The following is a 24,662-nucleotide window of genomic DNA, read 5'->3' on the forward strand; positions in this document are numbered from 1 at the left end:
GCGTGACGGGAAATGGAGCCGCCTATCAGGCCAATGCGCTCAACCAGTACACGGCGGTCGGCGGCAGCGCGTGGACCCACGATGCCGGAAATCTATCAGCAATGGCACGCAGACCATGTCTACGATGCGGAGAATCGCCTCGTTCAAGTGACAAAGGTTCCGATGGTTCTGGCTTCGCCACCGACTACCGCCACCGGCCTTGAGCACCGGCTATTGGCAGCCGTGGGGCGGTTACGGGCTACAGCCGGCAGGCACCATGGCGTCTGTGCGATGGCGACCGTGTCGCTTTGCGGTACGACACCGTGGGAGGCTACACGCAGACCGCGCAATACCTATGGGCGGGACTCGCCGGGCGGCATGCGAGCGGCGACGGCACCGGAGGATTGCTCGTGGTGGGTCAATGGAATCGGCTACCTGCGCACCATGACGGACGCGGAAACATCTGGGCTTCAGCGGCGGCTACAGCCGAAGCCTGAGCGCCTTCGGCGAGGTGGCATTCTATCCAGTGGCCTGCCCGCCAGCATGCCGATTGGCCTCCTCACCTACGCCCACGGAACCAAGGAATACTTTTCGGATCTTGGGCTGTACAACTATGGCCGCCGATTCTGACCCAAAACCAGCCGTCATCGGCTGGACCAGATCAGGAAAACGGCGGCTTGAATTTGTATGCCTTCGTGAGAAACAACCCGGCGAATTTGTGGGATTATCTGGGGATGATTGAAGATGGGATGTGTTGGTCAGTCTTCACTGCTAGCAGTGCCATGCGGATCAACACTCGATACGGGTATGACGATGGATCCGGTTTTGTGACTTCTCACGGAGGCCGATATTTTGAAAGGCGGATGGGACAATGCTGTGAAGCTTGAACTTTTGTTGTAGAGCTCTGATGGCGACCTCCCTCAGTTGAAATCAACTCGACGGTGTTTGAGCCTCCACGAAACAATGCCGGATCAACATTTCTGGATACATGGGGGTGGCGGGTTCCTCAAAACAAGAGAGCAGAGGAGGCACCACTCGATTTGATGAAGAAAACTCTGTGGAACTGAAGCAGGTCGAGCACTTGTGGAGGCTCTACAGAACGGTAGTCACTGTTCGCGAGGTGGCGTCAGACCAGCTCTTCGAATTCCAAGCAGCGACAGCCATGACTGCAGGGACATCGAATGAAGCGACAGGAGTAATCTATTGTTTCCGTAACTATCAGATCTCGCAAACACATTAGCGAACTCGGTTCAATTACGGTGGTTCGACTGTTGACTTGAGCTTCGACGCTAATCCACGAGACTTTGCACTCAATAATCCGGCTCCTCCAGGCCGTTCCAGCGGGTCAAACTGGGCGATCTGAAGAAGCATTGGTGCGGCAGCTGACAGATCGAGCGCTTCGAGCAATCTTCCAAACTCGGCTCCAGACAGGTTCAAAACTATCTCGGCACAGTGCCGAATCACGGACGAACTTGGCGACCGGAAAGCCACCAATGATTACAGAAGAGCACCAGTTGATCTGTCGCAGCTAGATGCGGCTTCGTCGGAACTCAACGGTTGGGACTGCGCTAAATGAACTCCAACGTGCTCAGAGCTGTTTGGATTGCGGTCGTCTGTTGTGCAGCCTGAGGGCGGACAGCATCAGAATCGAAAGACCTCGAAGTGAAGCTGCAGATGAATGGTCTTAGCACTCGCCGGAAAGCGGCGCTCGAATGGTGGCAAAACGGGCGACAGGTTTCCCCGAGTTCCGTGTCGCCCCAGGCCGGAATTGATGAGGATCGTTTTCGAAGATAAGGCGATAATACGTGCTCATGAAGATGGAAAGACGTGGTTTGCGGCGCACCGTGATCGTCCGACCTACTGGGAAGTCAGCATGCCAACGCGCGCGATTACTCGCTACGTCGCTGTTGGTGCCTGAAGCGCGGTGTGGGAAGTGAGATTCGTCTATCCTGCGACTCTGCGTCATTCCCATCGTCGGCCCATACATACGATGCGCCGTTTCGCTCGACAGTATTGCAGGAAGGCACGGCTACGGATTATGGCGACGCCACCAACCGACAGTTTCCTACAATGGACGCGAATTGACTCGCACGGCACCTTGGCACGAATTGACAGCCAGGCCGCCTCGCCAGTGCCGCCAAGAATACTACGATTCCATCGGCAACCGGCAGGTCCAACAGCACCGAGTCAGCGGGCTGCGCGACGAGGCAAACTCGAGGAGAAATGTACCGCCTTCAGGGCTCTCTTTTCGGTTCACCGTGACCATGCCAGGCTGGGGATATGGCACCTGCCCGATTTCCGACTCGTCGCTCACCTCGAACCATCGCTCGCCATCTGTAGGGATGTATCGCCCCGTGGTGAAGGCATTCAGTACTGTCTACAATGGCCGCGGGGAATTGACCGCGGGCATCGGCTACCTCGGCACCAATGTGACAAGCCAGGCCGTTCCGCTGCCGGGTCGACGCCATGAATACGCCTACGATTCCATCGGCAACCGTCAGTGGTCCAACAGCACCGGCGTTAGCGGGCTGCGTGACGAAGCAAACTCGAGAGAATTGTGCCGCCCCTTCAGGGCTCTCTGTGTTCGGTTCACCCGTGAACCCATGGCGTCGCCATGGGCTGGGGATATGGCGCCCCTTTGGGGCTCCCAATTCCGACTCAGTCGCTCACCTCGAACCCATCGCTTCGCCATCTGCAGGAGATGTATCGCCCCGTTGGGGCTGAGGCATGTCAGTGCAACTTGAGGTCACATTGTGCGATGCCGATGGGGAATTGAACCGGCGGCGTCTTGTGGGTGAAAATTTTTGGGGCTTTCCTTACTTATGACATTGCATGATTGAGTGAAGTGAAAATGAGTTTGAGGCAGGAGGAGGGTGTGTCAGGTGATCGATCGGGCGAATGTAGGACTGGAGGAGGGGCGCTGGACCCTGTGCTGCGAAGAAGCGCTGGTGCCAGGAACATGCTTGGTCGATCATGGAAGCCGGTGTCACCTGATGGTGGACATGCGAGCGAGATTCCCCAGGCCAACGATGCAATTGTTGCTGCACTTTGCTTCATTTCAGCGTTCGTTTTCTCAACTAGGTCTTGCAGTAAGGACTGACCCCGGTGCCTCGCGCTGACCCCGGTGCCTCGCGCCGGGCTCGATCGGATCCGAGGTGGAACGAAGCTCACGGCGGCAGCTTCATCCAGCCGACTCTCGGCCGCCCACTGAGCCAAGTGCTCCTGGCCTGTCTTGCGATTCAGAATGTTAACGGGCTGATGTCGTTTTAGCGTCTTTAGGGTCTAGCTTGAATTTAGAACTCCTGAGTTCTAACCTCCTGTTCATGAATTACGCCGTTTCCACTCCCGCGCAGCTGCGAACCGTGTTGCGTGCGCTGCGCGACTCCCGAGGCCTGAGTCAGGCACAGCTCGGCGACCGCATTGGGGTAAGCCAGCGTCGGATTGCCACCATCGAGGCTTCGCCCGGCCGGGCCAGTTTTGACCAGCTTTCACGGATTGTTGCAGCGCTCGGGGGGCGATTGGCCATCAACGATCTTCCCGCCAAAGCCAACTCCGTCGACCGCAGGCAAACGACCCAAGCGATGCGTTCGGAAAAGGGGGACTGGTAGCATGGCGGCCTCTTCCGCTCTCACGGTTTGGATGAATGGACTGCGAGTGGGAACGTGGTCCATCGTCAGGCACGTTCACGTTTTGGAGTACGACACTGCGTGGCTCGGATCGCCGGCCGGCCGGCCTCTGTCGTTGTCACTGCCGTTTACACCGCGCAATGAGCCGATTCGCGGAGCGAAGGTGGAGCACTATTTCGACAATCTGCTGCCTGACGCTGCCTCCATCCGCGGCCGGATCCGCTCGAAATTCGGCACGAGGTCCACCGACGCCTTCGATCTTCTCAGGGAAATCGGCCGCGATTGTGTCGGGGCCGTTCAACTATTGTCTGACGGCGAAACACCGTCCGGTTTCGACCGTATCGACGCCGAGCCGCTCAGCGAGCGCCGCGTCGAGGAACTGATTGCCGGCGGTCTCTCGCCAGCGCGGGTCATGGGGCAGGATGGCGAGACTGACTTTCGAATATCCATCGCCGGCGCACAGGAGAAAACAGCGCTCCTCTTTCACAAAGGCAGGTGGTGCCGGCCTCGCGGTGCAACTCCGACCACGCACATCTTGAAGCTGCCACTTGGACTTGTCGGTCATTTGCAAATGGACATGCAGGGATCGGTGGAGAACGAATGGCTCTGCTCCCGTCTGATGCAGCGCATGGGTCTGAACACCGCGCGATGCGAGATCGTGGAGTTCGGCATGCGGAAAGTCCTCGCCGTTGAGCGGTTTGATCGGCGCTTCCAACGTTCAGATTGGATTGCGCGTCTTCCCCAGGAGGATTTTTGCCAGGCTCTCGGGCTGCCGGGCACGATGAAATATGAGGGCGATGGCGGTCCGGGCATGAGGGATATCCTGCGGGTGCTCGATGCCAGTTTGGCTCCCTTCGAAGACAAGCGTGCCTTCCTTAAAGCTCAGATGGTTTTCTGGCTGCTCGCAGCAACCGACGGCCACGCGAAGAATTTTTCCATTTTTATCGAGCGAGGCGGCGGCCATCGGCTGACTCCTTTCTACGACGTACTTTCTGCCTGGCCAATCATTGGCCGGGGCCCGAATCACCTCGATTGGCGCAAGGCCAAACTTGCCATGGCGGTGCGCGGCAAAAGTGTGCATTGGAAAATGAGCGAAATTGGAATGCGGAGTTGGGACGCAACCGCTCGGCTCGCCGGCCTGGGAAGAAGTGCGGAACTGTTCGCGGAGATTGCCGCTGCCGCGCCCATCGCAGTAGAAGAGGTCGACCGCGAGATTGAGTCCGGATTTCCCGCTCAGATCCGCGACAAGATCTTCGAGGGATTTCTGAAGGCAGTCCGCGCTCTATGAAAAGTAGTCGGCGTCCAAAGCCGGACTCGTGCGTGGGGCCGAAACTCCGCATCCAGATCGAAGGGCACGCATCGATCTCCTCAAAATGGGTTCAACTTTATTTTGATTGCACCAACAACTTTGTCTTACGCGCAGGCACTCACTTTACCCGCTGATTTATATCGGCTCGATGACCTTGTTTTCCTCGTCTCGGACTTTGGTATTTGCGTTGGATAGAACGGTTTGGCGACCATCTGACGCATCCGGAAATCCTCCTTTCCAGCCGTGGGATTGGACATGTAGACGGTTCGCTTCGCACCTGCTCTCCGGCTCGATCGCGATACGTTTGGACGGGGAGCTGCTTTCAGCAGCGGCTTGGAAAGTTGGCGTCCCCACGGGGATTGGTTGGCCCAATGGGCCAATCGCTGTGCGATCCACGCCGAGCGTGGACCCATCTCCGCTGCGCTTCGTCGAACCCGGGTTCTCATCCCCGTGTGTGGAGAAATGAAATGGCCCGGTATCGTGATTTGACGATATCCGGGCCATCAAAGTGGCGTCCCCACGGGGATTGGCTCGGCAGCCTCGGGGCTTCGCCCTCCGCCTTCGGCGGCCCGTTCCGGCGCTGCGCGCCTCCACAAACCCCGCCGGGGTTCGAAGTCTGCTGCGCAGACCGCCAACCAAACAAAAAGCCGCTGCTTTTCAGCAGCGGCTTGGAAAGTTGGCGTCCCCACGGGGATTCGAACCCCGGTCACGGTGACCCGCCTTCATGGTCAATGACTTGTGTTGCGGTTCAATGAGTTCTGAAACCTGCGACAACAAAAAATGTCTGCGTCATTGTCACCTACATTGTCACATCGCCATGGCCTCGCTCCGCAAAAAACCCAACTCCCGCTACTGGATCGCCTGCTTCACGGATGGTGACGGCATCCAGCGTCAGCGTTCCACCCAAACCTCCGACCGCACGACCGCCCAAAGCATGGCCCAGAAGTTCGAGGCGGCCTACGCGATGAAGCTCACCGAAGCCCAGGCGCGGAAAGTGGTCTCCGACATCTACGAGGGCCTGCACGGTGAGCAGCTCTACCACGCCACGACCAAGAAATTCCTGAACGACTGGCTCGCCGGCAAGCAGGTCGAAATGAGCCCCGGTTCCTACAAGCGCTACAAAAACGCGGTGGACAAGCTCCTCGCGTTTCTGGGGGAGCGGGCGGAGCGCGATATCGCCTATGTCCACAAACGCGACATCGCCGCCTTGCGCGACAAAACCGCCACCGAGTTGTCGCCGGCCACGGCCAACACCGACTTGAAGATCCTGCGGGTGGCGTTCCGGCAGGCCGTGGTGGATGGCATGCGGCTGGACAATCCCGCCTCCGCCGTCAGCACGCTCGACGACCGGCGCGAGCCCGACGCCCCGGCCCGGCGGCCGTTCGATGAAGCCGAACTCCGCACGCTCCTGTCGGTCGCCAAGGGCGAGTGGCGGGGCATGGTGCTCGGCGGCCTCTACACCGGCCAGCGCATCGGCGACCTGGCCTCCCTCACCCGCCGCAAGGTCGATCTCGCCGAGGAGTTGATCAAGTTCCGGTCCCAGAAAACGGGCCGGGACATGGTCATCCCGATTGCGCGGCCGCTGCTCGACTATCTCAAAAAGCATGTCCCCGAGGAACCGGACGGCCCGATCTTCCCGAAGGCCCACGCGGAGAGAATCGAGGCCGATGGGGAATCGCGCCGGCTGTCGAAGCAGTTCCATGAACTCTTGGTCACCGCGGGTCTCGCGGAGGCGCGCTCCAAAGACAAAAACAGCGGGCGCGGTCACTCCGTCCGGCGCACGGTGAGCGAGTTGTCGTTTCACAGTCTCCGGCACAACACCACGTCGTGGCTCAAACGTGCCGGCGTGCCGGAATCGGTGGTGCGAGACATCATCGGCCACGAGTCCGAATTGGTCAGCCGCGAATACACCCACATGGACGACGAGACCAAACGGAAGGCCATTCTCAAGCTCCCAACCCTCGCTTGAGCTCAAAATTTCTGTAAGAAAAACATCCCCGTTTTTCTTACAGAAAATCTGCGCATTTTGCCTGATAAACGGCCAAACATGAGCCAATAACTAAGTTTTTCCCATGGATCAGGGCTCCACCCTGAACCCGAATGGCTTTGGCGTCGCAGCCCGCCTGAAAACTCACTGTCGCAACACGGGAGCCAGGTAGTCTCGGACCGCGACGACCACTTCAGCGAAGTGCCCAGGAAGGCCCGTGAGACCGTTGCGGCGAATGAACGCGGCCCATTGGGTCTGCTTGGTCGCGTCGTTGGCGAACGCATCGCTCAACGGGTCCGGCCACACGGGCAGCGGCGTCTGCCGGCGGGCGAAGGTAGCCTCGATTGCCCGGCGGAGCGTAGGGCCATCGAGTTGGAAGCGGCGCGTGAGAAACCATACGTCGTGAAAGTCCTTCATCCGCGTGTTGGCGATGCCAAGCTTCGCCATCGCCTCGAATTTCTCCGCCACAACCGTGTAAACGGGATACGTGCGCACCTGCGGTGCCGGAAAATCCAGCAGCGTAGGAAAATTCGCCGACTCCGGTGCGGGCGTGACCGCATCGCCGACCCCGACATCGATTTGGACAGGCACCTCCGCCGGTCCGAGTTTGGCCATGATCCGGACGCGGACACCGCCATAGGTATTGTCCTCCCGGATTTCCTCGGCGCGAACGGAAGCGGGATCGAACACCAGGCCGTCATCGACCACCGGCAGCGTCACCACCTCCTGAAACAGTTTTTGGAGGTCCTCTTTCTCCGAGGGACCGAAGCCCAGCAAATCGAGGTCTCGCGTCGGGCGATGCGTCTTCTCGTCCCAGACGACGAACAGCATCGCTCCCTTCAGCAAGAAGCGGTCGGCGTAGGCGGACTGGCTGAGTCGGAACAGCAGCCGCTCGATGCCGTAGCGCAGAAGCAGCAGGTTGAAATCGTCGCCGCGCCGGGCGGCTTCGTTCTGCAATCGCGCCTTTACCGATGCTGCCAGATTTTTCGGCGCGGCACTCATGTCAGCATCTCCAGATAAGGCTGCATGATTCGGCTGACGCGGCACACCGCCGCCGCCGCCGCGAGATCCTTCATGGAGAATTTCTTTCCCCGCCAGCCTTCCCGCAGCGCTTCGACCGCAACATCGAGGCCGTATTTTTGCCGATACTTGAAACAGTCGGCCACCGTCTTCGCAGGTGAGTAAACCCGCACGGTTCCCCCGGTCAGGGTGTGTTCTTCGATCCCAAAGGTGTAGGCCGAACCGGAAAATTGGCAGAAGCGCAGCGGCAGGCTCATGCCACGCGGACGATTGCTGCCACGGGGCAGCGCGAGCCACACCTGATGCGGCGATTGCGTCCCGATCCCGTGGAATTGCAGCGCGGAGACCAGGCAGACGACCCCACGCGGCACCCGCTTGGCCGCTTCCACCAGAGATTGGTTTTGGTCGCCGTCGAAGCCCGCCGAGGCGTAGAGCCCACGTCCAAGCTGGCGGACTTGCTCCTGGCTCACCAGACGACGCAGATACTCGCGAGGGTAGCCGGCCACGACCATGTCGCGCGCGCGAAACACCCCCAGACGGCTGGCGTGGTCGCCGGCAGCCTTGAGGAGGGTCATGGTGTTACGTTCTATTTTCACTTCCTCACTTATGGTGTGAATACGTAACAATGACTCAAGGCGAAAACCCTGCCATGAGGATACGAGGGCTCTAAGGGAGGATTTGTCCATAAACGACTTCAGGCCAATTCGTTGAGATAGCCCATCAGGCTGTCGTAGCTGATCAGCCGGATGCCCCGAAGCGCACCCCGCTTGCGGAGGACGACGCTTTTGACGGGCGGGGTTCCGTCGTTGGCCGGGCCGGGGATTGTCAGCTCGTTGAGGGTGCTCCGGGATAGTCCCGTGAACCGGCATCGACTACCGGGAGCCGGCAGACGGAGCCATTCCGGTTTCGGCGATTCGCCAGTCATGGCAGCGCTGGGGGAAGGAAGGGTCGCGTTCATGATTCTTTGTTTCGGTTGAGATTGAGTTGGGTTCAGACGCTCACCGTCTGGGTGGCCTCATGACGGAGTTCCATGCGCATGGCCGCACGCGCCTGCACGTCGCCCGCGAGCTGTTCGATTATCACGTCATGAAACCGGTTCGCACGGTGATGCACGGGGAAGCCGAACTCGGTCTTCTCCGTGCGCCATTCCACCGATGCGACCATGCGCTGATCATGGTGATCGAGGAGGCGAACGCCGCCGCCTTCGAAGGCCGGCGCCTGATTCAGGAACGCCTCGACCGCCTCCGGCGCCGAGTCGGTTCGATAGCCAGGAAGGAAAAGCCCGGCGCGGTTCTGCCGATAGATTTGATAACGTGCCACCGTCGCTTCCGCGTCGGGGCCGGTGATGAATGATGTCGTGTGGTTCGTTTTCATGGATGAGTTGGGTTTCGCTGCATCCATCTCTGCGCCACCCGGCGTCATCCTCAATCGAGCGGCCCTGCCGAAATCGCGGGGCGAATCCTACACCGGATTCGGTAGGCCCCGAGCATCGGGCGAAGCCTGCCAATCCATCACCGTGGAGTCATGCGACTCCCCACAAACCGAGCGATGCCTGCGGACCCAAAGCGGCCGGGACCGGCCGACCGTCAGGCGAGGTCACTGCGGACTTCAGCTCCGCGAGCCACGCTGACCGTGTGGCTCGTCCTCGTCGGCGTGAGTCATCACCGCCGGCAGTGTCGTGAAATGTCGTCGCCCCGGACCGGGCGAGACCGTTGCGGAATTTCTCTGGCTTCATTCTCCCACGCATCGATCCGGTGGCGGCACGGAGCACCTCGGCAGCGCTGCATGCGGTCATGGCTGCGAGCGGTCCGCGTTCTTCCGGGCAACGCCGCCAAGGCGGCACGTTCCTTTTTCCGGGATCGTTTTCGCTCTCTCTGGCGGCCCCTCCGGCCGGCACGCCGCTGCGCGGACGGGGAACGTTTGGTTCCCCCTTGAAAGGAATCCTCCCAACCGCCCCCTCGTCCCGGCCGGCACCCCCGCCTTGGGGCGAGAGAGCAACTCCGCTCCCTCACAATCAAAAAAGGAACTATATGCCCTCCAAGACCGCTCAACCCGCCTCGTCAGCCAAGCCCACCACCAGCGCCAAGCTGCCGGTGAAAACCTTCCGCCTCGGCCGCATCAAAGCCGCCGTGTGGGAGAACGAAGCCGATCAGAAGAAATTCTACAACGTGACCTTCGCCCGGACCTACGTGGACGACGCCAAGAACTATCACGACACCGACAGCTTCGGCCGTGATGACCTCCCGCTCGTCGCCAAGCTGGCCGACCAAGCCCACACGTTCATCTTCGACCGCCTCGCGGAACTGAAGTCCGAACAGAGCGAGTGACCCTCGCCACCACGGCGGCCGGTAACCCCGGCCGCCTTTTTTGTGTCCTACGGCGCCGTGCCCAATCACCGAACCGACGCTCGCTTCGCTCGAATCTTCTAGCGACTGCCAGCCGCTGGTTTCGCCATTTTACACCCGGTCAAGGTAGTATCGCTGCGCGATCTCCACCTCGCGGAATCACTCCGCTTCCCCCTCGTTGGTCCTGCTGCGCAGGACACGGCCTCGGCGCTCCGTCACCGCTTTGACTTTCGGGTGTGGGGCGAAAATCGCCAATCGGCAGTAGGCGATAAGGTCACGAGACGTGACGTACGCCCCACGGGCCGAACGGCATGAAACCATGTCCTGTGAAAATCCGTTCGGGGAAACGATCTACTCCTACTCCCGCGCCCAAGCCATCGAGGACGGCGTCCTCGTTGACCTGAGCCAGGCCGACTCCATCCGCCAACACTGGAAATACCCCTTCGCCTGCACGTCGGCGGTGTGGGCCATCATCGAGGAGGCGTTGCAACAGCCCGGCCAGGATGTCTCCGGCATCTGCCATGACATCTCCACTATGGCCAAGCTCGCCATCCGCAGCGCGACGGACCCGGAGTTGGTCCGGTTCAGCGTCATCATCACCGGGCGGACGCATGCCCTGAAACTGCACATCGGCCCGGGCGACACCACGGCCCCGGTCCTCACTCTCATGCTTCCTTACGAGGACTGAACGAAGGGGCTTCGGCCCCTTTTTTGCGCCTTCGTAAGCTCACGCGCTCGCGCGCTCCGTCGGTGCAACTTTCGCCGCACCTGCGGTCGCCAGAAGACGGCGCTGGAATCCGGGATACTGAATCTGCTGCGCCGACACCCAGATATACCCATGCTGGAGTGCGTGCAGCATGAGCTGCCCTTTGTGGTGCAGCTTCAATTTCGCCATGATCGCCTTCCGGTGCGTGTTCACCGTGTAAGGCGAAAGCCCGAGCCGGTCCGCCGCCTGTTGGTCATCGGAGCCGTCGCCGATGACTGAGAGCACCATCTGTTCTTTTTCTGTGAGCGCATCGAGTGTGATATTCTTCGGTCGCTTCAGATTCGGCAGCATCGTCGGACTCACGTAGAGCCGCCGCTGGATGACCTGTTGCAACGCGGTGGGCAGGTTCTCCAGGCCCTCCGCGTGGCCGTCGTAAAGACCATCGTAGCGGATGCTGCGCAACAGATCGAAGGTGCGGGCGTCCTTGCGCGACGTGAGCACGAGGATTGGCAGCGCCGTTTCGATGAACGGCTCCAGGTGCTCCAATCCGTCCATGTCGTCGATCTTCACGCCGGTGATGAACAGGTCCGGCACCCGTGCCTGAATGGAATCGAGCGCGTCAAACCCGAGCTGAAACACCTGCACGTCCGCGTTCCGCCAGAGATCCTTGATGTGGCGGCTGATCAAATCCCCGTAAAGTCTATCGCCCTTCAGAACCACGATGCGTGGCGTGGCGGTTTTGGGCAGCATGGCTATGAGGCGGCAGGGTTCAGGTGCAGTTTCATTCCATCCGAATGCGGCAGCAGACGGCCTGAGCCGTCGCCCCCGCGCAGTAACTCGCGAGCGAGCGCGTTCCGAACCAGAAGCTCGGCGGCATCACGCATCGGCCTGGCCCCAAGCCGCTCGTGATACCCGCGACTAACGACAATTCCTTGCACGGATGGTTCCGAGGAAACCCGATAGCCCAGCCCGGCCAACGTCCGACACTCCTTTTCCACCAGTCCGGCGGCGATGGCGCACTGCGCCTCGTAGTCGAGTTTGTTGAACACGACCGTCAGCGTGATGCGGGCGAAGATTTCCGGCCGCAGTTCCCGCTGCGCATCCTGCCGCACGAGGCGCTCCATCGTCTCATACTTCGATTTGCGGAGCGTCATGATGCGCTGCGCACCAATGTTGCTCGTGAGCACCACATACCACGCCGAGAAATCCAGCACACGGTTGCGGCCCGTCGTCAGCCGGGCGGCATCGAGTAACTGAAGGAGCACGTCCAAGACCTGCGGATGCGCCTTCTCGATTTCATCGAAGAGCAGCGTGCCGCAGCCGGCGCACGCATCAAACCCCTCCGCGATCCGACCCGGCTCATCGGCGGTCCCGAGCAACAACCCGAGGCGATCCGCCGTCTGATACTCCGACATGTCGAGACGGACGACGCGATCCGGGCCAAGCAGGTCTTCCGTGAAGCGGATCGTCAGCTCCGTCTTGCCGACGCCGGTCGGGCCGAGAAATAGGAAGCTCGCCTTCGGCCGGCCAGGAACGGTGAGGCCAAGCTCACCGTGCTGCAGCCGCTCGGCGACCAAATCGATAGCCACATCCTGTCCCGTGAGCACCGCCTTGAGGCGATCCGGCAATGTCCGGAGTTTTTCGAGGTGTTCGGCGGCGATGCTCATGACGCGCCCTCACCATTTCGCTTCCGTGGCGGCCGTGGCGTTCGCCACCACCGGTTCCGACGCGGCAGGCGGCACCCCGGAACGGAGCCGGCCGTGCTCGGCTTCGAGTTGCTCGCGGAGCTTCGCCGCCTCCGTGCTCTGGCGCACCAGTTGCGCATACTGAGCCTGCATTCGACGCTCGGTTTCGGCCATCGAGGACTGCATCGCACGCAGCTCCCCCGTGATGGCCTTTTGCGTGGCGAGTTCCGCCGCGAGTTCGGCGTCGCCGGAAAGCGGAGCATGGCTCGCCGGGGCATAGCCCGTGCGCGGCACAGTCCCCATGTCTTCCGTGGCGTTTGCCGGGACGATGGTGCGGCGATAGACGGCGTGCGCTTCATGGCGAATCGAGGGATTCGCCGCCTCGCGATAACCGCGCACATCGTAACGCGTCTCGACCGCTTTGGTCGGAACGACGGCAGCCACGGGCACGACCGGGGGCGGCTGGATCGCGACGGGCTGCTTGGTCGCGCAACCGGCGAGGAGAACCGCGGGGAGAATATACCAGAGGGTTCGCATAGTTATCCTTGTGATGGGTGTTGAGGAGCTGGCCGAGGAGCCACGGGTTCAGGTGGCGCGGGCTGAGGGGATTTCACCCCCGCCACGCTCGCCTTCTGCGGATCGACCGACTCGAGAACGTAAACGTAGAATTCCTTACCGGCCGCCACGCGGACGAAGTAGCCGTTTTCCTCAATGTCCTTCAGCGTGCGCTTCGCGTAGAGATCGAACACGTCACCCACGCCTTCGCGCACACCGTTGGAGACCGAGCCGGTGATGGTCGTCCCGAGGGCGGTCTGCGTCCGGTCCTGCGTGCCCCGCGCGAAACCGCTCAGCGCGGCGGACGCCAGCACCTTCAATTCCTGCAAGTCATCCGTCGCCATCAGACGGCCTTTGATGCCGCCGGACCCATCGGTTATTCCGTAGCCGTCAATGTCGTGTTCGTATTCGCGATCCAATGCCACGCCGTTGAACGCCAGCTCGCGGCCATCCTGCCAGACGAAACGCCAGGTGCCGGACGCGTTCACGCGGTCGCGCAGCCGACCCGCGCGCGCCGTGCCATGCACGAGCGTATTGGCCGGAATGACCTTCTTGCCGTTCTGCCAAACGTCCTCGAGCAGCACCGCGATGACCGGCGTCTCCAGATTCGCGCTGTCGATCGTGTTCACGAGTTTGCACTTCAAGAGCGTGCCAAACGGCATGAACTTCTCTGGCGGGGGCGGAACCGCGCGCTCCGACCGAACCGGCGGCGCTTCATACGAGGCAAGCAATGAGGCGTAGCGAATCTTGCGCGGTTTTGGCTCTGCGGCCGGCGTCGCCGTGTGAGGTTTCTGGCTCCCCGCAACCGTGGCCCCGGGTGACGCCGGACGAAAGGGCACGATACCGCCGGCCGTGGCGGGCTCGCCTGCCGGAGCGACCTCTGACGGACGCGCTTGCTGCGGCAGCCCGTTTTCGAGGCCTTGATCCAAGGGCACCCGCACCTGACCGAGTTCGACCTTCTTCGTGCTCTGCGCGGCGAGCTTCGCAGCCTCGCGTTCCTGCGATTGCTGGCGACCGTAAATCGCCAGACCGGAAAACAGCACGACGACGAACACGATGAACAACCCGAACTTGCTCTTGAAGAAATTGCCGATGTTACGCGGGTTCATGACTTCGGTGCCTCCGTTGCTGCCGGTGCCGTGGGCTCCGTTGTCGCGACGGCCTCACGTCGCGAGGTGTTGACCAGAATGGTGAACGCATTGTCCGCGCTGAGATCGTTGCGCGTGCCGTCCGGCATGCCGACGACGGCGAACTCCGCGTCGGCGCTCTCGCCAGGGGCGAGACTGCGCGGACCGTTGGCGATGGACTGCTCGAATTTCTCATTGGCGACCCGGGCCGCAAACGTGCTCGGGGCGAGATCGAGCGTTCGGTCCGTGGTGTTCTTCAGCCGCAGCAAGAAAACCACGGCGTCCTCCTTGGAGAAGCGATAGACCTCCTGCACGGTCACCTCCACGCCGGGCAATTCGATCTTTCGATTTTGTGCCCGGAGCGTGACGCCCTCGACTGCCTTCGGCAGCGACTTCGCCAACACCGGATAGGCCCGCGCCCGATCCAGCAGGCTGAGTCCGATGCGGGGCGAGAACTTCACGGGCTCCGGTGGGGTCTCCACTCGGACCGCCGCCATCTGCGCCGCAGGCTGGAAAATCACGCTCGCGGTGGAGTCTGCCGCCACCGTGCGAAGGTTGAGCACGTAGGCAGAGCCCTCGTAAATTGCGGTCAGTCTCGCGGCGGCGTCCGGCTGGAGACTGCGGACGAGGATGAAGTTCGATCCCGGCGCATGGGAGACATGGAAGCGCAGCGGCGTCCCTTCCTCAACCTCCACCGATTGCTTACCACCCTCGATTAACATGTCCGCTCCCGCCACGGCGGTGATCGGACCGGGGAACATAACGGTGGTGACCTCGCGGGACACCGGCAGGTCCACCGCCTGCTTCGGATCAAGCCGGGCCTCGCGAATCGTTTGCGCCGCGAGCGCCGAGGCGAGGCCGATGAAGAGTGAGAGGGATTTCAGCATGGCGCGTCCTCACGTTTTGATGGGTTCCACCTGGAACGCGGCGACCGCGGTCGGAAACCGCCCGTTGCGGGTCAGGTCTGGGTTGACCAGGAACTTGAATTTCACCCGGTAGCGGAGCACCTCCGTGATCGGGGCGCCCTGATATGAGCCGACTCGGATCAACTGCACGTCGGCCGACGTGTAGAAGGCGTTGTCGCGCGTGCTCAGAATCTCCGGCACGCCGACCTCCACTTTTTGGTGGAGGGATTTGGCTTCGAACTCGGGTTTGGTCCGGTTGAGCGATGCCTGTGCAGTCTGGGCCGCTTCGCGGAGGAAGAGTTGCTTGAACAATTCGGGATTGTCCAAGCCCGCCGGGTTGCGTTCGAAGAGCGCCTTGCACGCGAGCTTCGTCTGCATCGCATGCAGGTCTTTTGCCTGCTGAATGTCCACCACCGGGGACACGTAATAGGTGCCGAGGCTGTCGATCATCACGACCTCGCGCTTGCGGGTCAGTTGCTCGACCAGTTGATGGCGGTCCCACACCGCCCAGACCCACGCCAGGACGGCGACGAGGAACCAGATCAACGACTGACGACGCTGCCGGTCAAAAATCGCCAGCAGCGATGATTTCGGTTTCCCGAACTGCGGCGCAATGCGGGAAGCGGGCGCGGAAGCGGTTTCGGCGTTGGCGACCATGGTGATTACCTCCGGGGTGGGTTTGTCCTCGCAGGCGTCACGTTCTTGAGCGGACGCTCAGCCTCTGGGCCAACCGGCTCGTCGCGGCGCAAGCCGTCGAGTAGCACATCGGCGACCTTCTTCTGTGCGACTGCGATACGCCGCATCGAATTGATCGAGTCTTTCGAGGAAGCGGCAATTCTTTGGCTAGGATTTGGCATGGGAATCGATATCGATGGCTGCTTGGTTGGGATCTTCGTTGTGAGGTTGACGCCCGAATCCGCTACGGCCGGCCCGTCTACGATTGGCTTCGGCCGAGAACTGCTCAGCGAAATTCTCTGTGGCTTGGGCGTGCTGCCTTTGAGCAGAGGCGGTCTCTTCTGCGGCTGCCGCATGGCGCCGCATGAAGGAGCCCGCGTAGAAGCCCGACAGCCCGCCGACCGCAGTTCCGGTGACTCGGGGCGAGCCTCCACCCCGGACCGTGGACTCGGTTCCGGCAGCAGCAACTCCGCCTGCCGCCGCCGCGATCACTCCGCCCGCACCAGCTCCACCGGTTGCGGCAGCGACGGCCGCTCCGACACCGCCCGTGAAAGCAGCTTGCGCCACGCCACCGACGCTCTGGGCGAACGCCACTGCCGGGTTGGCACCCATCAGCAGAATCTTTGTGCTGATCCATGGGGCGAGTGCGGAGCTGAGGATCATCCACGATCCGATCAGCAACACCGTCAGGGCAGGCGCGGCGATTGGTGCTCCCACGACGAACACCGGAACAAGACTGGCCGTTGCGGCTGCTTCGAGCATCGCATTCGTGACCACCGCCGCGATTACCCAACCGAATGGCCAGCAGACCAAGGCCACCAGTCCGACGACATACTTCTGAGCGACGCCCGCCATCGGCTTGAGCATGAAAAAGGAGAGGAAGATCGGGCTCAACGCCCACCCTGCGGTGAGCAGGACTCCACCGACCAGTTTCACGACATACTGAACGCCCCAGGACATCCACCCGAACAGCCAGAGCAAAGCGTAGCAGATCGCGGTTCCGATGGATTTGGTCCCCCAGATGATGTCCCACATGCTGGAATCCGGTTCCGTCGCTTTGGTCCCAGCGATGAACGTGACAAAGCGCTCATCCACGGCAGTAGGGTCCACTCCCATCATGGCCCCAAAGGCGAAGATGATGTCACTGAGCCGCATGAGCCACTCCCTGATAAAGAGCGTGCTAACGCCGATCAGGAACACTTTGGCCAGAAGCCAAATGAACTCCCCGGCATCCGGGCGGCCCCTCACGGTGCTGAAAACCAGACCAATCGCCACGATAGCGCTGCCGATATAGGCGCATCCGCCCCACAACGACGACAAGCCGTCGAAGTATGAAGGGGGAAGGATGGTCGCCAGCATCATCATGGTATCAAGGCTCAGGGATTCTGCTTCTTTTCAGGGACGGGGACCGCCTGCGGTGTCGTTTTGGGATCAGGCTCGTTGAGCTTGAAGAATTCCGGCGATTTGAACGCCTTCGGAAGGGCGTTCATTTCCTTGCGAGCTGCCTCGGCACGTGCCTTGGCCTCGGCGTCCTCGCGTGCCCGCCGCGCTTCCGCTTCCCGGTCCACGCATCCTCCAGCGAACATCAACGTCATCAGCAAAACTCCGGTGATCGTAGGTGCTTTCATAGGTGCATTTTGACCGAATTTTCCCGAGGCGGTTCGCCGTCAGCGTGTGAAAGGTTTTTCAATAACGTATTGGAGCATAGTCTCGTAACGGGGCTTGAACGCAGCCGATAGCTTCCGGGCTTCCTGCTGGGCAAGCCGCCGCCGGGCCTCGGCATCGGCTTCGGTCTGGGCATTGGTCATGGCCGTGGACTCGGCCGCCTTGACCTGCACCTGGGCTGCACTCAAGGCGACCTCAGCATCGACTGCGGTAAGCTGGCCATACTGGGCGTTGAGCACCGCCTCCAACTTCTTCTGCTCAGCCTCCGTTTCGGCCGCCCGGAGAGCTTCGCTGGTTTGGGCGATGGCCCGCTTCAAGTCCTCGCGCCTCGTGTAAACGTCGTTCTGCACCGCTTTGAACTCGTCCACGGTGACCGCCATGTCGTGGGCTTCTTTGTAAACGGTCGGGTCACGCTCGACCACAGCGCCGTCGAAATCGCGGAAGTCGGACCGGACTTCGCGGAAGATGCCGCCCCGGGTGTCGCCAAATAGGCCCCGGCCATCGACACGAGCGATGCCCTGCGCCCAGGTCTTAACCTGTGTCGGGAGGCTCAGGTCGGCACGGAACTCCGCGAAGCCTACGAGATCCTTCACGTTGGCCATGTCACCCATGCGTTTGAGCTGGGTTTCGAACTGCTGAATCTGCCGAATCTGATTGGTGATTTGGGAGGCCTGATTCGACAACTGCTCCACCAGCGCAGCGTAATTCACGGCGCTTTGCTGGAGGTTCGCGGCATCGATTACCGCCCATTGCGCGAGGCCTGAACTCGCGCCCATCGTCAGCACCGAGACCAAAAGGAGCGTCGTTTTCATGAACCGGTTTCCTCCTTCGGCATGACCACGCGAATGACTCGCTTGGTCGGCTCGCGCCGAACCCCGTCGCGATCCGTTTGGGGCACGTCGATTTCGTAATAGGTTTCCTCGTAGCCGTCGTCGAGCGACGGGCGTTGGTTGTCCCGGGCGATCCAATATTGCTGCTTCACAGCGTTCGACTGGCCCTTTTCGTAGCCGGCCAGATACGCCTCCCGCTGGGCCTTGTTATTGAAGTAGTTGATGGTTTCGCCCACCACGAAGCCCGCCGCCGCACCGACGGCGGCGTTCTTGGCTTTGCCGTCGCCCTCCCGGGCGCCGATGTAAGCCCCGCCCGCGGTTGTGGCGGCGGTCGTGGCAAAGTTGCGCGTGCGCCCGGCCGAGTCGGCGCTTGCGGTAGCACAGCCCGGCATGAAGAGGACAACCACCACCATGAACAGCAGGCCGACCAGATACGGCTGCGAGAACGAGAGACTGTCCAGGAATCGTTGCATGGGTAGCCTTGGGTTGAGGATCAGGATTCGTTGATTGTGAGTTTGAGTTCATGACGTTGCGCGTGGCCCTGACGCTGGCCCTCGCGCGCACACAGCCGGTCAATCGCATGGGCGATGAAAACGCCTGCCTCCAACCGCCCTTCGAGAAATTCAACAATGTCCGCCTTCATCCGCAGGCGGTCGGAAGGCGGGAGCAGATGGGTTTCGAGGACCGCCTCGACCTCGGCGACCTCACGCTCGTCCAACGGATCGCGACCGTCCCGTTCCTCAATGCGCTCCGTGTAGGGCGCGAGGCGTTCGAACAAGCGGTCTTCCTCGACCATCTCATATCCCGCGTGAAGCAGATCGAACCCGGAGCGGCTGACCATGACCTCGGTTGGCTCACCGGACCGCACCATGGCCGCAGCTTCTCCCGTTGCCGTCTCCCGCTCCATGAGCCGGAAGATCAGAGCCCCATCTTCAAAGGCGGCCTCGATATGCCGGTGACGGTTCACGCGCTGAGATTCCGAACCCGGCGAGCCGGTCTCGGCTTTGCGGGTGACCTGCACATCGGGAAGCTGCACCAGCACGCGCGGCAGCGGAACGACCTCTCCGGCGGTGCCGCGATGCTCGTCCCGGTAGCTGCGTCCCGCTACCACCATGCGCTGAGCCTCGCGTTGGATTTCCTCGTTGGTCTTCATGGCGTCAGGCGTTGGCTATGATGGCGTCCACCACGTTGCCGTTTCCGCGCAGTGCCTTTTCGCGCTGATCGAAATGCGCGCCCGAACTCGACGCGCAGTAGAGCATTTCGCGAGAGGCGACGTTGCGCATGGTCACGATCAATGGACGGCGCTCGTCCGTGTGGTAGTAGGTGAACTGCGAATACTTCGTCCCAACCAGCTTCTCCGGTTCGGGGTGACTCATGACGGCATCCTTCGCCGCATCCGGGATCGGAAAATCCCGGCTCAGGTCCTCGATGTCGGACCGGTCACTCTGACGGAGCAGGAACAGGATGCGGCTGTTGCCCAGGACCGCGCCACGGATGTCGGACGCTTTGAACTGCTCGTAGTTCTGCACGGTCGCGACGTTCCAAACATTGTATTTGCGGAGCTGCTGGTAGGACTCGCGCAGCACTTTCTTGCCGGACGGCACGAGCGAGAAGCGCGCAACTTCCTCAAAGATGTTCCGCTTCCGCAGCGCGCGTGGCAGCCGCATCATGTGCGACCGGGTATAATTCGCGATCAGGAAGGCCGCCGCCGCTTTGAGTTCCTCTGCCGACTCCGGGATGTAGCCCAGTTCAAAGTGCGCGATCTTGCCCGTGAGCGACACATTCGAAACGCCATCGAAGAGTTCACCGTAGCTGCCACCCGATGACCACGGCTCAAGGAGCGTGGCGAGGTAACGCATTTCCTCGGCGTGCGGCCCGGAGGCCTCGGCGGAAAGCAATTCCTGCAACTGGCCATGTTGCGGCATTTCGGCCGGCGTGAGCCGGGCGAACACGAGGTCGCGGATTTGTTGCGCGCCAGCACCGTCCTTCGCGAAACGGACCACGTCGCCTTCGTCGGCTGAAGCCGCAAAGGCCGACGCTTCATCTCCCCGACGTTGCTCCCATTCGGCAAACTCGAGGAACGCATCGAGCCCGGTCGCCTGCGGCCCCATCCGGGTGCGACGATACAGGTCAAGGGCGTAGGCCCGCCGCGCCATGGCCGTCGTTTCCTCGGGGTGACGATTGAAATACCACCGCGCGAAATCCTCGTAGAGGCGGCCAATGGCGTTCGCCAGGAGCGCCTGCCGGAGCTTGTTGCGGTCTTCGTCTTTCGACTGACCGACCATGAGCATCGGGAGCGCCGCCGCCGCGCTGAGGTGCAACCCGGACAGCGGCAGGCCTCGCGTGTCGAGGTAGTTCATGGTCAGCTTGCCGTTCGCCTGGACGATGATCGGCTCCGCCGCCGGATCGACGGTCTTCGCGTAGGTGGTGTAAGACTCACCTTCCTCCACGATCATCGTGTAGGCGTAGAACGGTTCCGTCTGGGTCAGAATATCGATGACGTTGACGCTCTTGCCAGAACCCGTGGTCCCGATGACGACCGCGTTTTGCGGCGTCTGGTTGTTGCCCTCGCCGAAAAACGTCCGTCCCCCGACGAGATTTCCGTTGGGCCCCTCAAAAAGGAACTCCGCCTGATCGAGGTGGCCCACCGGCGTTGACGAGAAGGGCAGGATGTTCGCGACGAGCGCGTCGTCGTAGTCATGCCAGAGCGAGTCGTAGCGGCTGAACGACCAGCCGGGCCACGTGCAGTAAAAGAAATTTCGCGCGGAGGGTTCGAGGGCGGGCTCATAAGCCTGCGCCCGCTCCATGCTGCCGACCGCGGCCTTGAGCGCGGTCAGCTTTGCCCGCAGGTCTTCCCGGTTCCGATCCCATGCGCGGATGATATACTGGATGCGGTAGGGTGAGCTGTCGCCGTTGCTGTAGCGGGCGATCTTCGCGGCCTTCGTCCGCATCGCCGCGAGGAGCTTCACCTTCTTCAGGCTCTCATAGTCGCCTTCGACGCGGTTCAGCTCCTTCTGCTCTTTCTCGATCAGCTCTTCCACATCGACCGACTCGATGTTGACGGTGATGGCGTAGTCCCGGAAGCCGAGCTTCGTCAGGAGGTAGGCGAGGCTCGGGCGGGTCCGCTTCGGCAGCGACTTGAGCACCAGCATCCCGTGGTAGCAGCCATCGAGATAAAAACCGGTGTCGGGCTTCTCCAACGGGCGGCCTTCGCCGAGCCAGCAGTTTTCCTGAATGGATTTCTGGGGATCGAAGAACTCCAGCGGATCGGTGACTTTCTGCTCCGGCAGCGACGGATTGAGGAACTCCAGGTAATGCAGGAAGTGATCGGCATCGGTCATCGGCCGCACCTGACCGCCGCTCCCGCCAAAGAGCGCCTGCAGGAACTGCCCGATTTGGTTGAACTGCTCGGCATAGGTGCCAAGCAGCGCCTCCCGGGGCAGTCGGCCGGCATTCTTGCCGAGCACCGCCGCATCGACCGGCGTCGTGAAATACAGGCGGAGACGCTCCCGCCGAAGTGCCCCAGATTCGACCATGCGCCAGTAGCGCACGAACCGCTCGTTGCGCTGGCGCTTGCTCCATTCGTTGTTCGCGAGCGTGGCCGTGTCTTCCCGGTAGCGCTGGAGCGGCTTCCGGAAGTCGGAATCGTTCGTCCACTGCACCTGCATCCGCCAACCGGGTTTCAGCACCGAGAGCAGCGCGACCAGGTCGGACTCGAATGCGTTGTGATGGACCGGATCGGCATGTTCCAAATCGGGGGCAATGACCTCAAATCCACGCGCGATGAAACCGCCGCGATGGAGGCCTTCGAAGACAATCATGTCTTCGCCAAAGTAGCCGTCTGCGGGTTCGGTTCTCATGCGACTTCCTCCCCTCGTTCTGCCAACGCTTCTTCCAGCATGTCCTCCGTGACCGTGAGTTGCTCCTGCAACCGATCATAGTCGGCGCGCGCCACCACGGGTTGCCCACGCTTCTTCTGTTCGGCTTCCTTGTGGCCGGTCATCTCCCCAACCGGGCGAGCGTTCGCGCCGAAATGACGGGCCGTTCCGAGACTCGCGCGGTGTGAGCGCACCGCCGGCTCGGGCGCGTCCGCCTCAGGGGCCAGCGGCGACCCAGCGGCGGCGAAGGGGTTCGCCGGCCGCCGGGCGCGCGGGCCGAATTGGAAGGAGAGCAGACCTGACTCGACCAACGCGGATTCGAAGAAATCGGTATCGTAGTGCTCCGGCTTGTTGTTTTTCAGCGTGAACACATACGTGACCGACAGCGCGCAGAGCACGACGCCCACCAGCAGGCACAACAGCAGCGACACCCCAAAGATCCCCCAGAGGAAGATCACCATCAGGATCGTCGCGCCGCCGGAGCCCAGTAGATACCAACCGGAATTCCCGGTCATGCCGAGGAACTCGCCGGAGGACTGTGCGCCCTGATTGGCGTCGTGCTCGTTGAGATGCGTCGAGTGCATGGGACGCGGAACCGGTTTCGATCAGGGCGAGAAGGTGCCGACGTTGGAGGCTTCGATCCCCATGTTGCTCCACATCGTCCGCACGATGGCGAAGGCGAGCCCGCTCACCATGGCGCCCGCGAAGGCCCATTTCGCGATGGACTGCCGGCCCATCATCATGGCGACACCGGCTGCCACGATGCCGACCGCGGCGAACGTCCCGCTCAGATACATGATGATCGCGTTGCCCGCCTCCGTGGCGGTGCGCAGATCGACCGCTTGCGCGTGGGCGAGCGTCGGCCAGGCCAGCATGGCCCCGAACCACACCGCAAGTTTCTGCAACGAGCTGACCGGCGCGTGCGGCCGGCTTTCCGAATACAGGTGCAGCGCCCTCATCATCATCGCCACACCGAGACTGAACGCCACATAGGGCGTTAGGTGGACCAAGGTTGTCATGTTGCTCTCCGTTTTTAGATGCCGGCGCTTGTGGGGGCCGAATCCCGCGAAGTTCACCCGGCACTCAATGCGTGACGGGAAACCCCATGGGCAAAGAAACAAAATCCCTTCCCGCCTATCGCAATGCGGCGGTCATACCGAGATTTCGGTAGGCCCAACTGTGGAACCGAAACCGAGTTTATTCCCAGCAGGACGGGGTGACAACGACCCCTCTCCATGCAGGGTTCTCTGTTATTCAGGAACCGTGGGCTACCAGCGCCGCCTTAACCACAGCTTTCACGTTGCCCAAACAACATGAGCCCTGTGGATTGCGAATTTCACAGGCGCAAAGACCGGCCTTCATTTCGCTGGCGATGCGCTCAACAACGGTGGACTTCCCCGAGGCCGCAATTTCCTCCCGCACCATCGCCGGCGTAAAGCCGAAGCAGTAACACACAGGGGCGTTCTCCGCGTCCTTCTGAGTTATGGGCCGCCGCACGTTAGCTTTCGTCAAAGTAAGCCCGCCGACTGAAAAATAAACGACCTGGCACTCCGGCGTTCCGCAAAAATAGAACGCCCCATGATTTACCGCCGTAAGAAACTCCGGGCGGACCTGATGTTTGAGGGTGAGCGTGGAAACGGTCCGGCCCGGACGTTTGCACTGTGGGCAGAACGCCTTGGTCTTAGCTTGAGGGGCTCCCTCCGTCGCTGAAGCGCTCTTTTCGGGTGAACAACAATCGGACATTGCTGGAATGAGTTATTTGAGCGGCTCGGCTTTGAATCCCGTGCCGTCGATATGGGCGATCAGCGTTGCTTGCGAGACCACGGCGGCGTCGTAAGTGATTTCGGCTTCCTTGGTGGCGTAGCGCACCGCAGCGGAGCGAACCCCCGCGACCCGCTGCAATGTGCCCTCAATCCCGACCGCACATGCCGCACAATCCATACTTGGAATTCGCACCCGGAGCACCGACCCACCTGCTGTGGTGGTCGAAGCGGGACGCGCTCGATCAGCTACGCTACGCGCCGCTTCGGGGAATAGCGCGACTCCGGCGACGACAAGCGTGCAAAAGCTCAGAAGCACCAACGGCCAGCGCTTCGCCGGTAGCCTCGCACACGCAGCGTCAGCGGCGCATTGCAGCCGTCGAGCGCGGATGGCCAGAAACCATGCGACTATCAGCAATCCCACCGTGACTCCCAGGAAAATGGGGCGTGAAGCCGCAAACCAACCCGCGGCGGCAAAACTCCCAAGCCCTAAAGCGACGGCGGCCAGCGGACCAATGCAACACAACGAAGCGGCCAGAGCGGACAGGAGCCCGCCTGCCAGAATCCACGATTGCTTTGCCGATTTCATGAACGCAGCTTACACTCTATA

The 24,662-nt window shown here is 61.6% G+C and carries 26 protein-coding genes; 6 read left to right on the forward strand and 20 right to left on the reverse strand.

The features are described from left to right. Positions 1–81 precede the first annotated feature (81 nt). The 4 genes from HS122_14075 to HS122_14090 all read left to right on the forward strand — a co-directional run bounded on the left by HS122_14075 (position 82) and on the right by HS122_14090 (position 6,883). On the forward strand, positions 82–609 hold the full coding sequence (locus HS122_14075; protein MBE7539523.1) for a hypothetical protein: 528 nt from the start codon (positions 82–84) through the stop codon (positions 607–609). Positions 610–3,302: 2,693 nt separating this feature from the next. Then, on the forward strand, positions 3,303–3,587 hold the full coding sequence (locus tag HS122_14080) for a helix-turn-helix domain-containing protein (GenBank protein MBE7539524.1): 285 nt from the start codon (positions 3,303–3,305) through the stop codon (positions 3,585–3,587). 1 nt (position 3,588) lies between these two features. Next, positions 3,589–4,893 carry a type II toxin-antitoxin system HipA family toxin gene (locus HS122_14085; protein ID MBE7539525.1) on the forward strand — a complete coding sequence of 435 codons (1,305 nt, stop codon included), beginning with the start codon at positions 3,589–3,591 and terminating at the stop codon, positions 4,891–4,893. An 838-nt stretch (positions 4,894–5,731) separates the two neighbouring features. Next, entirely contained in the window at positions 5,732–6,883 is a 1,152-nt protein-coding gene (locus tag HS122_14090) for a tyrosine-type recombinase/integrase (GenBank protein MBE7539526.1), read from the forward strand. Positions 6,884–7,045: 162 nt separating this feature from the next. Here the strand turns inward: HS122_14090 and HS122_14095 are convergent, their stop codons facing one another. The 4 genes from HS122_14095 to HS122_14110 all read right to left on the reverse strand — a co-directional run bounded on the left by HS122_14095 (position 7,046) and on the right by HS122_14110 (position 9,295). Further along, positions 7,046–7,903 carry a nucleotidyl transferase AbiEii/AbiGii toxin family protein gene (locus HS122_14095; GenBank protein ID MBE7539527.1) on the reverse strand — a complete coding sequence of 286 codons (858 nt, stop codon included), beginning with the start codon at positions 7,901–7,903 and terminating at the stop codon, positions 7,046–7,048. Next, on the reverse strand, positions 7,900–8,496 hold the full coding sequence (locus HS122_14100; protein MBE7539528.1) for a type IV toxin-antitoxin system AbiEi family antitoxin domain-containing protein: 597 nt from the start codon (positions 8,494–8,496) through the stop codon (positions 7,900–7,902). The genes HS122_14095 and HS122_14100 overlap by 4 nt, the downstream gene beginning before the upstream one ends. Before the next feature lie 119 nt (positions 8,497–8,615). Further along, a complete protein-coding gene (locus HS122_14105) occupies positions 8,616–8,879 on the reverse strand; it encodes a hypothetical protein (GenBank protein MBE7539529.1) in 264 nt (87 codons plus the stop codon). A 32-nt stretch (positions 8,880–8,911) separates the two neighbouring features. Further along, positions 8,912–9,295 carry a hypothetical protein gene (locus tag HS122_14110; protein ID MBE7539530.1) on the reverse strand — a complete coding sequence of 128 codons (384 nt, stop codon included), beginning with the start codon at positions 9,293–9,295 and terminating at the stop codon, positions 8,912–8,914. A gap of 656 nt (positions 9,296–9,951) precedes the next feature. Between HS122_14110 and HS122_14115 the strand changes: the two genes are divergently transcribed. Further along, positions 9,952–10,248 carry a hypothetical protein gene (locus tag HS122_14115; protein MBE7539531.1) on the forward strand — a complete coding sequence of 99 codons (297 nt, stop codon included), beginning with the start codon at positions 9,952–9,954 and terminating at the stop codon, positions 10,246–10,248. Between the two features lie 337 nt (positions 10,249–10,585). Beyond that, on the forward strand, positions 10,586–10,954 hold the full coding sequence (locus tag HS122_14120) for a hypothetical protein (protein MBE7539532.1): 369 nt from the start codon (positions 10,586–10,588) through the stop codon (positions 10,952–10,954). A 39-nt stretch (positions 10,955–10,993) separates the two neighbouring features. Here the strand turns inward: HS122_14120 and HS122_14125 are convergent, their stop codons facing one another. The 16 genes from HS122_14125 to HS122_14200 form a co-directional block, all read right to left on the reverse strand. After that, positions 10,994–11,722, reverse strand: coding sequence for a response regulator transcription factor (locus tag HS122_14125; protein ID MBE7539533.1), 729 nt, complete (start codon positions 11,720–11,722; stop codon positions 10,994–10,996). Between the two features lie 2 nt (positions 11,723–11,724). Next, the gene (locus tag HS122_14130; protein ID MBE7539534.1) at positions 11,725–12,639 is read right to left on the reverse strand and encodes an ATP-dependent Clp protease ATP-binding subunit; all 915 of its coding nucleotides are present in this window, start codon (positions 12,637–12,639) and stop codon (positions 11,725–11,727) included. 9 nt (positions 12,640–12,648) lie between these two features. Beyond that, the gene (locus HS122_14135) at positions 12,649–13,194 is read right to left on the reverse strand and encodes a hypothetical protein (GenBank protein MBE7539535.1); all 546 of its coding nucleotides are present in this window, start codon (positions 13,192–13,194) and stop codon (positions 12,649–12,651) included. Positions 13,195–13,196: 2 nt separating this feature from the next. Next, complete coding sequence (locus HS122_14140) at positions 13,197–14,321, reverse strand: hypothetical protein (protein ID MBE7539536.1); 1,125 nt, start codon at positions 14,319–14,321, stop codon at positions 13,197–13,199. Then, positions 14,318–15,226 carry a hypothetical protein gene (locus tag HS122_14145; GenBank protein MBE7539537.1) on the reverse strand — a complete coding sequence of 303 codons (909 nt, stop codon included), beginning with the start codon at positions 15,224–15,226 and terminating at the stop codon, positions 14,318–14,320. The genes HS122_14140 and HS122_14145 overlap by 4 nt, the downstream gene beginning before the upstream one ends. 9 nt (positions 15,227–15,235) lie before the next feature. Beyond that, positions 15,236–15,901, reverse strand: a complete 666-nt coding sequence (locus tag HS122_14150) for a hypothetical protein (protein ID MBE7539538.1) — start codon at positions 15,899–15,901, stop codon at positions 15,236–15,238. 186 nt (positions 15,902–16,087) lie between these two features. Then, positions 16,088–17,278: a hypothetical protein gene (locus HS122_14155; GenBank protein ID MBE7539539.1), complete on the reverse strand. Its 1,191-nt coding sequence runs from the start codon at positions 17,276–17,278 to the stop codon at positions 16,088–16,090. 17 nt (positions 17,279–17,295) lie between these two features. Beyond that, entirely contained in the window at positions 17,296–17,547 is a 252-nt protein-coding gene (locus HS122_14160; protein ID MBE7539540.1) for a hypothetical protein, read from the reverse strand. Between the two features lie 39 nt (positions 17,548–17,586). Further along, positions 17,587–18,396: a hypothetical protein gene (locus tag HS122_14165; GenBank protein ID MBE7539541.1), complete on the reverse strand. Its 810-nt coding sequence runs from the start codon at positions 18,394–18,396 to the stop codon at positions 17,587–17,589. Next, a complete protein-coding gene (locus tag HS122_14170; protein MBE7539542.1) occupies positions 18,393–18,887 on the reverse strand; it encodes a hypothetical protein in 495 nt (164 codons plus the stop codon). The genes HS122_14165 and HS122_14170 overlap by 4 nt, the downstream gene beginning before the upstream one ends. Positions 18,888–18,907: 20 nt before the next feature. Continuing rightward, positions 18,908–19,567: a hypothetical protein gene (locus HS122_14175; GenBank protein MBE7539543.1), complete on the reverse strand. Its 660-nt coding sequence runs from the start codon at positions 19,565–19,567 to the stop codon at positions 18,908–18,910. Positions 19,568–19,571: 4 nt separating this feature from the next. Further along, on the reverse strand, positions 19,572–22,274 hold the full coding sequence (locus tag HS122_14180) for a hypothetical protein (protein MBE7539544.1): 2,703 nt from the start codon (positions 22,272–22,274) through the stop codon (positions 19,572–19,574). Then, positions 22,271–22,876 carry a DUF4133 domain-containing protein gene (locus HS122_14185; protein ID MBE7539545.1) on the reverse strand — a complete coding sequence of 202 codons (606 nt, stop codon included), beginning with the start codon at positions 22,874–22,876 and terminating at the stop codon, positions 22,271–22,273. The genes HS122_14180 and HS122_14185 overlap by 4 nt, the downstream gene beginning before the upstream one ends. Before the next feature lie 21 nt (positions 22,877–22,897). After that, positions 22,898–23,311, reverse strand: a complete 414-nt coding sequence (locus tag HS122_14190; GenBank protein MBE7539546.1) for a hypothetical protein — start codon at positions 23,309–23,311, stop codon at positions 22,898–22,900. 235 nt (positions 23,312–23,546) lie between these two features. Continuing rightward, positions 23,547–24,035 (reverse strand): copper chaperone Copz family protein, encoded by a 489-nt coding sequence (locus tag HS122_14195; GenBank protein ID MBE7539547.1) that lies wholly within the window; start codon positions 24,033–24,035, stop codon positions 23,547–23,549. A 12-nt stretch (positions 24,036–24,047) separates the two neighbouring features. Beyond that, on the reverse strand, positions 24,048–24,641 hold the full coding sequence (locus HS122_14200; protein MBE7539548.1) for a cation transporter: 594 nt from the start codon (positions 24,639–24,641) through the stop codon (positions 24,048–24,050). Positions 24,642–24,662: the final 21 nt, after the last annotated feature.

This window comes from Opitutaceae bacterium (assembly GCA_015075305.1).
Classification (GTDB): Bacteria; Verrucomicrobiota; Verrucomicrobiia; order Opitutales; family Opitutaceae; genus UBA6669.